The following is an 11,825-nucleotide window of genomic DNA, read 5'->3' as shown; positions in this document are numbered from 1 at the left end:
ACCGAGAAGTAAGGGGAAATCAGACGAGGGCTGTACGAATCTCAGAAAACAGTTGTTCTTTTTGTTCTTCGTCTTTCGTTGCTACGAAAGATACGAAGTTATCGTTGACTTTAATGACGACGCCGTTCGGGGTCTTTTCGACCATCGGCAAGAGTCGCGAGGAGAGAAGACAATTAGCATGCAACCAACGAAAGCCCATTCCTTCAAATTCGCGACCACCAAGAGTGGTAGCCAGTTCCTGAAATGCCTCATCAAGAGTGTCAGATTTGGCTGATTCACTGACTAGTGTTCCGCCATAACGGTTAGTGAGCGTCAGGATAGCCCGCTCTGCGTTCTGGAACAGGCTGACGCCGTAGACGAACTTAAGTCGGGCAATGCAGTTATTACCCCGGTAGACTGCCTCTTCAGGCAGGTTACTTTCGAAGTTGCGGGCATAGGTGTTAAACGCAGTTTTCGCTGCTTCATCCGTATCAAAAGACTCGGTGTGCAGCAGGCGGCACGCCCGACTAATAAAATTGAGGCGGTTTTCAACGAGACTGATGCTGATGACATCAGAGACAGGGATAAGTATGTCGCTGGCGTTAACCAGGTAGTCAAAGCTGAGTGTTTTTGAGGTTTTCATTGTTTTTACTCCTTGAAAGTCAAATTAGCGCGAAGTTTGTGTATTTGTGATGTGCTGTTTTTCCCAGGCTTCCACCTCAGCAATGGGAAAACGGATCGCACGTCCCAGCCGGATGAACGGAGGGAGCTTGCTCGGGTTACGGGTCACGTCGCTAGCAATAGAGCTGGGTGAAACGCCCCAGCGGAGAGCAAGCTGTTTGCTATTTATGTACATATCAGGGCTCCTCTGAGCTAAAAGTCGTTAGGGTTTTATCAGTCACTGCCGGGCCCTGCAGTGGTGTGCTCTAACCATACGAGCTGCGCAGTTTGATTACACGCCATAAAACTCACAGCTCATGCTGTCAGATTTGCTTTATTTAAATGTATCAACAACTTGTGATACTACCGCCTGAGAGTCTGCTGCATTATGAAAGGCATACCGGCGGGTGGCCGTGAGTGAATGGTGATTCAGTAAACGGGAGGCCATGGCGATATCGCTGGTTGCCTGTAGCACGCGGGTGGCAAACGTCCGGCGAAGGTCATGCATGCGCAGGTTTTGTACGCGAGCATCCCGACAAATCCGGGTAAAGGTTTCACGCGGATAGCTCAACTGGCGAGTCGTGTCGGTAATGCGCGGGAAAATCCAGGTCGTGCTGAGTGCCAGTTGTGCTTGTCGCTGAATAATAGCCACTGCGGGATTTGCAAGCGGGCAGGTGAATGGGTGCCCTGATTTCGTATCCGGGAGAAGCAACTGCTGAGCATCGGGATGCCAGTATTCCCACTTCAGGGTACAAACTTCACCAATACGCATACCGGTATAGAGTGCGAGCAATATGGCATCAGCAGCGGGCGTATTCAGGGCCTCAGCGGCAGCAATAAATAATGGAATTTCAGTGGCAGAAAGTGTGCGATACCGGACGTTGTTCTCTTTCAGATAACGAACGTGGGTCATCGGAGAATGATTTATCCATTCAGCGCGTACAGCCAGAGAGCATATCTTCGAGAGCAGAGCCAGAAGGCGGTTTATTGTTGCCGGGCTTAATTTCGGTCGTAGGCCAGCGGCGAATTTTTCGATTTCCCCTGGGGTGATATGACAGAGGCGACGCTTCCCCCAGAAGGGTCGGATATGGCGATTGAGCTTCGATAGCTCAGACTGTGGACTTTTCTTATATAACTGCATATCAGGAATCCACAACTCGTTGATAGCCTGTTCGACGGTATGACGGCGGGACTGTATGGCCAGGCGTTTTTTATTACCAAGCCGAATCATAGTGTTCAGACGGGCATCTTCAATATCGAGATGTGGGAACGTCCCAAGCGTTTCATAAATACGCTGATTGTTGATGGTCGCCCGAAACGCGAGCGTGATTTGATTGGGATAGACCAGCGCCCTCAGATGGGGGCAGTGAATATCGCGGTATTCCTGGCAGCCAGTCGTCGGATGCGGCAGTTGCTGAAGTGATTTGGTGCTGAAACGCAGGTCAATAATGGACATCGTAGTTCTCCTGTGAATGTGTATCAGGAAAAATACGATGTCAGATGAGCTAATAGCGAGTTGTCATTTTCACAGTTCATCATTTCAATTTAGAACTGTATTTTTTATCTACAGATGAACTTTCTCTGCGGGTCGTGACGCTATGAGTTCATTTAGTCTGAGCAAGTGATAGTAATCGGGTGACATATTCATTTTTGCTGAGGCGACCCACATCGTTAATCTTTGAAGGTAGTCCCAGAGCTGTCGATTTTAGATCTAATAATCCTTTAACGGTTTTACTTTTACCTTCAAGGAAAAGGATGATTTCTTTGGCTGTGGGTTTCCATTCTGGGAAGATAAGCAGTGCAATGTAAATATATGCTTTGTATAAAATCTGGTTTATGTTTTTTTGGATCCCTGTCAGGTTTTCTTTGTTTCTGGGGATGGTTTCATCAATAACAAATCGGTCAGGATTAGTTAATGTAATTGCATTGTCTTTTTCATTAATAAAGTGTTGCATGACCTCATGGGGTAACATTGCAAGAGTAATCAATTGAAACATGGCGGGGTGGTTGAGGCATTTATCTTTAATAAGCCCGGAGTTTTTCATCTTATCTAATATTTGCAATAGAAAGTGAAAATAAAATTCATCACAAAGTCTTGCAAAGAAAAGGAGGGCAGTATCCTGGGGTTCCAGATTTGAAATTTTCGGGAGTGAATTAGTGAAATCGGAGGATTTGATATAGGTTATGATTTTTCTGCGGGAAATTTTGAGTGCTTTGTTATGAATGTGCATCGAAAACTTACCATTCCAGATGTAGGGTTTGTTACTTTGATACGTTTTTTCATCTACAAGTGTATCAAGAATATTTAGCAATGTGAGAATCGGATTTGTTGGTTCGTCGGTTGCCTTATTCAGTAATTCTTCCAGGAATGCATCAGCTTCCTTTAAAACATTGCCCGGAATTCTATTTTGTTTAATGGAGTTAAGGCCGTAGATATTAATGGTCAGTACGTCGAACTCCTTACGTTGTAGTTTGCACCATTTTTCAAGGTAATCAGTATACTGAAAAAAATTAATATAATTGGACAATAATGCGGAGGGCGCGAAAATCTCGATAGAGGCTAATGAGGGGCGCATCTTACGCGTGCCATCTGGTTGCTCTTGTGTCATCAGGTGTAGTAAATCGCCCTCAGTGAAAATTTCGGATAATTTTTCAATATCATTCTGATACTTAGCGAGCAGTTGAGCATTTTTAGGATGTCGGTCAGGATGTTCAAGGTCGTTTTCAAACATAATGTGCCTCGTTTATTTAGGGCAGATCCCCTTTACAGAAGGAGGTTTGCAAGGTAGTGCTTTGATTACAAGAGCATGAGTAGGTTATTTACCCCAACGGCAGTTTTACACCATAGCTTACATCGAGTCTATCCTGCTAATAGTATTAGAATTTATAAGCTTGTAAGCATAAGGGCGTCCGTAAGTTATCTGTCAGTATCAATTGGACAATTCCCTTCAAGATACCGCGATTCTGGTGTGTCCAGGGGCGTGTCTTGAGGTATCATTTAACGCAGTTTTTTACGATGCAATGCCCTGCATCGCAGGCTTTTCTTCAGACTAGGATGATTCATGAACGACAAAATCAGTCAGGACACGATCAACAAAGCCCTGTGGGCCGCGTGTGATACGTTCCGTGGCACCATCAGTGCTGATACCTATAAAGACTTTATCCTTACCATGCTGTTCCTTAAGTACATTTCGGATGTCTGGCAGGATCATTACGATGAATATAAAAAACAGTATGGTGATGCACCAGAACTCATTGAAGCCATGATGGCGAATGAACGTTTCGTATTGCCGAAAAGCGCCAGTTTCTATGCGCTGTATGAACGTCGTCATGAACCGGGCAATGGTGAGCGCATCGACCAGGCTCTGCATGCGATTGAAGAAGCTAATGGCACCAAACTGAAAGACGCCGGGAAAAGCGTGTTCCAGGATATTTCGTTTAACACCGATCGCCTAGGTGAAGAAAAACAGAAGAACACCATCCTGCGCCAGCTGCTGGAAGACTTTGCGGGTGAAAATCTTAACTTGAAGCCGAGTCGTGTAGGTACGCTGGATGTCATTGGTAATGCTTACGAATATCTGATAAAAAACTTTGCCGCCAGCGGTGGGCAGAAAGCGGGGGAATTCTATACCCCGCCGGAAGTCTCAGACCTGATTGCTGAACTGCTCGATCCGCAGCCCGGTGATACCATCTGCGATCCGGCCTGTGGTTCCGGTTCGTTGTTGATGAAGTGCGGACGTAAAATTGTCTCCGGGCATGACAGCCGTAACTATGCCTTGTTCGGTCAGGAAGCGATTGGATCTACATGGTCGCTAGCGAAAATGAACATGTTCCTGCATGGCGAAGACAACCACAAAATCGAGTGGGGCGATACCATTCGTAACCCGAAGCTGCTCGATAAAAATGGCGACCTGATGCTGTTTGATATCGTGACCGCTAACCCACCGTTCAGCCTCGATAAGTGGGGCCATGACGAGGCCGAGAACGATAAGTTTGGCCGTTTTCGTCGCGGTGTACCGCCGAAGACTAAAGGAGATTACGCTTTTATCTCGCATATGATCGAAACCCTGAAACCGGGAACTGGCCGTATGGGCGTAGTTGTGCCACACGGTGTGCTTTTCCGTGGCTCCAGCGAAGGTAAAATTCGCCAGAAACTGATCGACGAAAATTTGCTGGATGCGGTAATTGGTCTGCCGGAAAAACTGTTCTACGGTACGGGGATTCCGGCTGCGATTCTGATTTTCAAAAAGCAGAAAGTTGATGACAAGGTGCTGTTTATCGATGCCAGCCGTGAATTCAAGGCAGGTAAAAACCAGAACCAGCTTAGCGAAGAAAACATTAAGAAAATCGTCAAGACCTACCGTGATGGCGATAACGTCGAGAAATATGCCTATCTTGCGAGCCTGAAGGAAATTCAGGACAACGATTACAACCTTAATATTTCACGCTACGTCGATACCTTTGAGGAAGAGGACGAGATTGATTTACTGGCCGTGCGTGCTGAGCGTGAGCAATTGAAAGCGGAACTGGCGAAGCTGGAAACAGAGATGGCGGGGTATTTGGAGGAGCTGGGTTATGGTGCCTAAGGGGTGGGAGATAAAGCATTTATCGGAGCTGGCTAGTAAGATTAGCGATGGAATTCACAAAACACCACTGTATGCCGATACCTCTGAAATTTATTTCATCAATGGTAATAATCTTAAAAGCGGCTCAATCGTTATTCAAGATTCAACAAAGTGCGTTGATGAAAACGATGCGATCAATCATCGAAAAGATTTGGGTGTTCGTACACTTTTAATGTCTATAAATGGAACGATCGGAAATCTGGCGTACTATCGAGGAGAAAATGTTGTTTTAGGAAAAAGTGCGTCTTATATCAACATAAAGGATAGTGTTAATTTAGACTTTATTTACTACGTACTATCAAGCTCCAAAACTCAAGCATTTTATGAGTCGGAGCTAACAGGGACCACAATTCGTAACTTGTCCATCAAGTCTATCAAATCTACAGAGATCCTCACTCCTCCTCTTCCCGAACAAAAAAAAATCGCCCAAATCCTGTCAACCTGGGATAAGGCGATTTCGGTGACGGAAAAGCTTCTCACCAACAGTCAGCAGCAGAAAAAAGCCATGATGCAGCAATTGCTTACTGGAAGGAAGCGGTTGCGGGATGAGAATGGGGTGAGGTTTAGTGGGGAGTGGGAATATACCATTTTCGGCAACTTGGGTGATACCTATACCGGTTTAACAGGGAAGACCAAGGAGGATTTTGGTGCAGGTAAGCCATATATCCCTTACATCAATATTTTCAAAAATTCCAGAATCGATATTCAAAACCTAGAGTACGTACAGGTTAATGATGATGAGCGCCAATCCGTTGTAAAGTACGGCGATATATTTTTCACTACATCATCGGAGACGCCAGAAGAGGTTGGGATGTCTTCGGTTTTATTGGAAGAGGTTAGTGAGGTTTTCTTAAACTCATTTTGCTTCGGATTTCGATTGAATAACTTCGAGACTCTTATTCCCAAATATGCTCGTTACCTATTCCGTAGTGAACATGTACGCCGTCAAATTTCGACATTAGGTCAGGGAGCAACTCGCTACAACCTCTCAAAAAGGCAATTGATAAAGTTAGAGCTTAAACTCCCCTGTGTTGAAGAACAGCAAAAAATCGCAGCCGTACTTTCTGCTGCGGATGCTGAAATATCCACATTGGAGAAAAAACTCGCCTGCCTGAAAGACGAGAAGAAAGCCTTGATGCAGCAACTGCTGACCGGGAAACGTCGGGTGAAAGTGGATGAGGCGGTTGCCGTATGAAACTGACGAAAAGCGGTCCACTGACTGACCGGGAAATCGACTGGCTGGAAGAAATATTAATGAAGTATGGAATGGATGATTCTGTACTCTGTTTCTCTGAGCTGGATGGATTGCTGACGGCGATTTTATCAGGTCCAAATATGGTTTCACCCAATATCTGGCTGAGTGCTATTTGGGGAGGAGGCGATTATCATCCGAAATGGTCATCTGAGAGAGAGATGGAGCGTTTTGTCAGTCTGTGTTTTCAGCATATGAACGATATCGCTGGTTGCCTTTATGACGCCCCTGAACTGTTTGAGCCGATTTTCAATGAGCGTGAGGTAAAGGGGGAAAAATATACCATTGTGGAAGAGTGGTGTTTTGGTTATATGAAAGGAAAGTCACTGGATGACTGGTCTGGTCTTCCCGGTGAGTTACGGCCTTCTCTGGAAGTGATCGCTCTTCATGGCGTGGAGAAGAATTTTCCTGTACTTGAGAAAATGACCGGAGAGCAGTTTGAGAAAAGTATTTCCCTTATTCAGCCTGCTGCACTGGCACTTTATCAGTACTGGTTGTCAGTGAGAATGTCAGAGGCATCATCCCGGCCTGTTCCAGTGAAGGGGGCAGAAAACATGCCCGGGCGAAATGACCCGTGTCCGTGTGGCAGCGGTAAAAAATTTAAGAAGTGCTGTCTGCATTGATGAATCTTCATGTGACCAGTAGCGAGTAGCGCCAGAAAGAAAAGGATTAATGATGAACCAGACGTACACGCCAAAATTCCAGGAAGAATACAGCGCCAAAATCCCGGCACTGACGTTACTGACCAGCCTTGGCTGGACGTTTTTATCCCCGAAACAGATTATGGACTGCCGGGGCTATAAACAGGACGAGGTGGTGCTACGCCCGATTCTGCGTGAAGTGTTGTCGGAGCGTTACTTTATGGTGGGCGGTAAAACATGCCGCTTATCGGAAAAAGCGCTGGATAACCTGATATCACAGGTCTGTTCTCCGGCGCTGAATGAAGGGCTGCTGAAAGCCAATGAGCGGATGTATAACCATCTGCTTTACGGGATCGCCGTTACGGAGTTTGTCGATGGCAAAAAGGTGAACCCCACCATTGCGCTGATTGACTGGGAACATCCGGAAAATAACCAGTTCCACTTTACTGAAGAATTTACGGTATTGCGGTCAGGTGGTGTTGAAACCCGGAGGCCAGATATTGTCTGCTTTGTTAATGGTATCCCGCTGGCTGTTATTGAAGCGAAAAGCCCGGCTGGTCATGGCAAGAAAGGGCCAACCATTGACGAGGGGATATCCCAGAGTATCCGCAACCAGTTCAACGATGAAATCCCGCAGCTGTTTGTCTACAGCCAGTTATTACTTTCGATTAACGGTCATGACGGGCGCTACGGTACATGCCATACGCCAATGAAATTCTGGGCGGCATGGCGCGAAGAAGATATTACCGATCCGCAGATGTATGCGCTGCGCAACCATCAGTTATCGACTGAACAAATTCATGCGTTGTTTGATCATCGTCCTTCAGTCGATCTCAAATGGTATCAACAGTTAATCGATGGGGGGGAACTGGCAGTCAGCGGGCAGGATAAGCTGCTCATCAGTCTGCTTTCACCGGAACGTCTGCTGGAGATGACCCGCTTCTTCACCCTGTTTGATAAAAAAACCGGAAAAATTGTCGCCCGCTATCAGCAGGTGTTCGGGATTAAAAGGCTGCTGGAACGCATAAGCACCCGCAGACCGGACGGGGGCAGAGAAGGTGGTGTGATCTGGCATACCACGGGGTCCGGTAAATCGTACACCATGGTGTTCCTCAGTAAGGCGCTGATTCTTCATGACAGCCTGAAGCAGTGTCGCATTGTGGTGGTGACGGACCGTGTCGATCTTGAAGGGCAGCTCAGCGGCACTTTCGCTTCTGGTGGCGAACTGGCCGGAAAGGATGATAAGGCCAAAGCAATGGCGACCTCTGGCCAGAAACTGGCACAGCAGATTGGCTCTGGTAAAGAACGCATTATCTTCACCCTTATCCAGAAATTTAACTCAGCGACAAAATTGCCTGAATGCGTCAATACCAGCCCCGACATCATCGTTCTGATTGATGAAGGACACCGTAGCCAGGGGGGTGAGAACCATGTTCGTATGAAACTGGCTCTGCCGAACGCCGCCTTTGTTGCGTTTACCGGTACGCCATTGCTGAAAGAAGATAAGACCACCAATAAATTCGGGCCGATTGTCCACGCTTATACCATGCAGCGGGCGGTAGAAGATCAGGCCGTGACGCCTCTGCTCTATGAGGAACGTATTCCTGATCTTGAGGTAAACGACCGGGCAATAGATGCCTGGTTTGACCGTATTACCGATGGATTAAGCGAAGCGCAAAGAGCCGACCTTAAGCGTAAATATGCCCGAAAGGGTGAGGTTTACAGTGCAGATGACCGCATCCGGCTGATCGCACTCGATATCGCCATGCACTTCTCGAAGAATATTGATGAGGGGCTGAAAGGCCAGCTTGCCTGCGACAGCAAGATTTCCGCCATCAAATATAAAAAGTATCTTGATGAAGCCGGGTTGTTTGAGTCAGCAGTAGTTATCAGCCCGCCGGATACCCGGGAAGGGAATACCGAAGTGGATGAAAGCAAACTGCCGGAAGTGACTAAATGGTGGAAGGATAACGTCGGCACGCAGGATGAGTCCGTGTATACCCGCAATATCATCAGTCGTTTCGATACCGATGATAAGCTTAAATTGTTGATTGTCGTCGATAAACTGCTCACCGGGTTTGATGAACCAAAGAATACCGTGCTGTATATCGACAAGCCGCTTAAATCCCATAACCTTATCCAGGCGATTGCCCGGGTAAACCGACTGCATCCACTGAAAAAGTTTGGCCTGCTGATAGATTATCGCGGCATTCTGGCTGAACTGGACACGACTATCGGCAAATATCAGGACCTCGCCTCCCGAACTCAGGGCGGATACGACATCAAAGATATTGACGGGCTGTACAGCGCCATGAGCTCTGAATACAAGCGTCTACCGCATCTGTATAACCAGCTGTGGGCCATATTTGCCGGTGTTAAAAACAAAAATGATACTGAGCAGTTACGTGCGGTACTGGTGCCTAAAATGGAAGAACGTGACGGAGAGATGGTCGATATCCATCAGAAAACCCGTGATGATTTCTTCGAGGCGTTAACGGCCTTTGCCGGATGCCTGAAAGTGGCACTGCAGTCCGCTACCTTCTTCACCGACAAGAGCTTTACGGAACAAGACCGAAATCTCTATAAAGAAACCGTAAAACAGATGTCCAGCCTTCGCCAGTGGGCAATGCAGGTAAGTGGAGAGCAGGTCAATTATGACGACTACGCCGAGCAGGTGAAAAAACTGCTGGATAAGCATGTCACTGGCGTTGAGGTTCGTGAACCGGATGGCGTGTATGAAGTAGGTAAAATGGGCAAGAGCGAAAAACCCGAAGAGTGGGATAACAATAAAACCCGCAATGAAACCGACATCATTAAAACCCGTGTGACGAAGATGATTGAGCAGGAGCTGCGTGATGACCCGTACGCTCAGGAGGCATTTTCCAGACTCCTGCGCATGGCTATCGAAGAAGCAGAAAAACTGTTCGACCATCCACTAAAACAGTATCTCCTATTCCGGGAGTTTGAAGAAAAAGTTGAAGCCCGTAAGCTCAGCGACATCCCGGATGCACTGGCGGTGAACAAGTATGCTCAGGCGTATTACGGTGTATTTAAAAAAGAGCTACCTGAGGTTTTTGCGGTAAACGATGTTCAGGTGCAGGAGAAGTGGACGAAGCTAGCCTTTGAGGTGGACAGCATTATCGTCAAAGCAGTAGCAGAAAATTCCCTGAACCCTCAGGATATAGAGAAAGCGGTCAAGACAAATCTTTTACCTCTGCTGTTTACGTCCTGCCGGGAGATAGGGGCTGGAATGATCCAGGTGAACCGTATTGTGGAAACTATCATCCAGATACTGCGCGTTGGTTTGATGAAATCATGAGTGAAAAAGAGTCGCCAGCAGTGAAAGCGTTACGCATTGTTTATGGTGATGAGGTCATCACCGTACAGTGTGTTCCGCGTCAGGTCGTAAAGGGCAGGGTGCTCATCAAGGTTTATCCGGACTGCCGGGTTGTGGCCTCTGTACCGCCTGAAACACCGGAGCACGAGGTATTGTCTGCGCTGAAAAAACGTGGGCGCTGGATATACCAGCAACTGCGTGATTTCAGGGAGCAACAGACACACATTGTTCCGCGTCAGTATGTCAGCGGAGAAAGCCATTATTATCTCGGTAAGCAATATCAGTTGAAAGTGACAGAAGACGCTACTGTGCCGCAACGAGTGATAATGTTGCGTGGGCGTCTGGAAGTGACTGTCAGACACAAATCGGCAGAAAAGATTAAAGCCTTGCTGGCTGAATGGTATCGGGAACGTGCCAGAGATGTTTTTCAGCGCAGGCTTGATTTACTGATTCCGCAGACCCTTTGGGTCAGTGAGCGTCCTCCGATACGTCTGCGGGCGATGCAAACGCAATGGGGCAACTGTTCAGCAAAAGGCTGTCTGACCCTGAATCCATGGCTGGTTAAGGCATCCTCAGAATGTATCGATTATGTCTTGCTACATGAGTTATGTCATGTTGCTGAGCACAACCATAGTGAGGAGTTTTACCGCTTGATGGGGCAGGTTATGCCGGGGTGGGAAAAGGTCAAGAAGCGACTGGATGGTATGGCTGGGATGTTGTTGGCAGATATGTAGTTTCTAACTTATTCCAATGGGCTCATTTGTCGGTGATGCTGCCAACTTACTGATTTAGTGTATGATGGTGTTTTTGAGGTGCTCCAGTGGCTTCTGTTTCTATCAGCTGTCCCTCCTGTTCAGCTACTGACGGGGTGGTGCGTAACGGCAAAAGCACCGCCGGACATCAGCGCTATCTCTGCTCTCACTGCCGTAAAACATGGCAACTGCAGTTCACTTACACCGCTTCTCAACCCGGTACGCATCAGAAAATCATTGATATGGCCATGAATGGCGTCGGATGTCGCGCCAGTGCACGCATTATGGGCGTTGGCCTCAACACGGTTTTACGACACTTAAAAAACTCAGGCCGCAGTCGGTAACCTCGCGCATACAACCGGGCAGTGATGTGATTGTCTGCGCTGAAATGGACGAACAGTGGGGCTACGTCGGTGCTAAATCACGTCAGCGCTGGCTGTTTTACGCGTATGACAGGATACGGAGGACGGTTGTGGCGCAAGTATTCGGTGAACGCACGTTGGCCACGCTGGAGCGTCTACTGAGCCTGCTGTCGGCCTTTGAGGTCGTGGTATGGATGACGGATGGCTGGCCGCTGTA

The 11,825-nt window shown here is 47.4% G+C and carries 9 protein-coding genes and 1 pseudogene; 6 read left to right on the top strand and 4 right to left on the bottom strand.

Features of this window, described 5'->3' with window-relative positions; genetic code table 11:
* Nucleotides 1-19: 19 nt before the first annotated feature.
* The 4 genes from ACOTYN_RS15765 to ACOTYN_RS15750 all read right to left on the bottom strand — a co-directional run bounded on the left by ACOTYN_RS15765 (nt 20) and on the right by ACOTYN_RS15750 (nt 3,371).
* On the bottom strand, nt 20-622 hold the full coding sequence (locus tag ACOTYN_RS15765) for a hypothetical protein (RefSeq protein WP_049017470.1): 603 nt from the start codon (nt 620-622) through the stop codon (nt 20-22).
* 24 nt (nt 623-646) lie between these two features.
* Nucleotides 647-835: a helix-turn-helix transcriptional regulator gene (locus ACOTYN_RS15760; RefSeq protein ID WP_049017471.1), complete on the bottom strand. Its 189-nt coding sequence runs from the start codon at nt 833-835 to the stop codon at nt 647-649.
* A 138-nt stretch (nt 836-973) separates the two neighbouring features.
* Entirely contained in the window at nt 974-2,095 is a 1,122-nt protein-coding gene (locus ACOTYN_RS15755; protein WP_049017472.1) for a tyrosine-type recombinase/integrase, read from the bottom strand.
* Between the two features lie 148 nt (nt 2,096-2,243).
* Nucleotides 2,244-3,371, bottom strand: a complete 1,128-nt coding sequence (locus ACOTYN_RS15750) for a hypothetical protein (protein ID WP_049017473.1) — start codon at nt 3,369-3,371, stop codon at nt 2,244-2,246.
* Between the two features lie 330 nt (nt 3,372-3,701).
* Between ACOTYN_RS15750 and ACOTYN_RS15745 the strand changes: the two genes are divergently transcribed.
* The 6 genes and pseudogenes from ACOTYN_RS15745 to ACOTYN_RS15720 all read left to right on the top strand — a co-directional run.
* Complete coding sequence (locus tag ACOTYN_RS15745) at nt 3,702-5,225, top strand: type I restriction-modification system subunit M (RefSeq protein ID WP_049017474.1); 1,524 nt, start codon at nt 3,702-3,704, stop codon at nt 5,223-5,225.
* Nucleotides 5,215-6,459, top strand: a complete 1,245-nt coding sequence (locus ACOTYN_RS15740) for a restriction endonuclease subunit S (RefSeq protein ID WP_049017475.1) — start codon at nt 5,215-5,217, stop codon at nt 6,457-6,459. The genes ACOTYN_RS15745 and ACOTYN_RS15740 overlap by 11 nt, the downstream gene beginning before the upstream one ends.
* Entirely contained in the window at nt 6,456-7,139 is a 684-nt protein-coding gene (locus tag ACOTYN_RS15735) for a YecA family protein (RefSeq protein WP_000779013.1), read from the top strand. Before ACOTYN_RS15740 ends, ACOTYN_RS15735 begins: the two co-directional genes overlap by 4 nt.
* A gap of 52 nt (nt 7,140-7,191) precedes the next feature.
* The gene (locus tag ACOTYN_RS15730; RefSeq protein WP_049017476.1) at nt 7,192-10,476 is read left to right on the top strand and encodes a type I restriction endonuclease subunit R; all 3,285 of its coding nucleotides are present in this window, start codon (nt 7,192-7,194) and stop codon (nt 10,474-10,476) included.
* On the top strand, nt 10,473-11,228 hold the full coding sequence (locus tag ACOTYN_RS15725; RefSeq protein WP_113787987.1) for a M48 family metallopeptidase: 756 nt from the start codon (nt 10,473-10,475) through the stop codon (nt 11,226-11,228). The genes ACOTYN_RS15730 and ACOTYN_RS15725 overlap by 4 nt, the downstream gene beginning before the upstream one ends.
* Nucleotides 11,229-11,314: 86 nt before the next feature.
* Nucleotides 11,315-11,825: pseudogene (locus ACOTYN_RS15720) on the top strand (IS1 family transposase); the annotation flags it as partial.

The organism is Enterobacter cloacae complex sp. IR5458 (assembly GCF_049238025.1).
Classification (GTDB): Bacteria; Pseudomonadota; Gammaproteobacteria; order Enterobacterales; family Enterobacteriaceae; genus Enterobacter; species Enterobacter kobei.
The sequence above is the reverse complement of the archived record's forward strand: the minus strand, read 5'-3'. Positions and strand labels throughout refer to the sequence as shown.

Coding starts and splice junctions, on each gene's coding strand:
- ACOTYN_RS15765 (WP_049017470.1), bottom strand. CDS start 622: ATGAAAACCTCAAAAACACTCAGCTTTGACTACCTGGTTAACGCCAGC.
- ACOTYN_RS15760 (WP_049017471.1), bottom strand. CDS start 835: ATGTACATAAATAGCAAACAGCTTGCTCTCCGCTGGGGCGTTTCACCC.
- ACOTYN_RS15755 (WP_049017472.1), bottom strand. CDS start 2,095: ATGTCCATTATTGACCTGCGTTTCAGCACCAAATCACTTCAGCAACTG.
- ACOTYN_RS15750 (WP_049017473.1), bottom strand. CDS start 3,371: ATGTTTGAAAACGACCTTGAACATCCTGACCGACATCCTAAAAATGCT.
- ACOTYN_RS15745 (WP_049017474.1), top strand. CDS start 3,702: ATGAACGACAAAATCAGTCAGGACACGATCAACAAAGCCCTGTGGGCC.
- ACOTYN_RS15740 (WP_049017475.1), top strand. CDS start 5,215: ATGGTGCCTAAGGGGTGGGAGATAAAGCATTTATCGGAGCTGGCTAGT.
- ACOTYN_RS15735 (WP_000779013.1), top strand. CDS start 6,456: ATGAAACTGACGAAAAGCGGTCCACTGACTGACCGGGAAATCGACTGG.
- ACOTYN_RS15730 (WP_049017476.1), top strand. CDS start 7,192: ATGAACCAGACGTACACGCCAAAATTCCAGGAAGAATACAGCGCCAAA.
- ACOTYN_RS15725 (WP_113787987.1), top strand. CDS start 10,473: ATGAGTGAAAAAGAGTCGCCAGCAGTGAAAGCGTTACGCATTGTTTAT.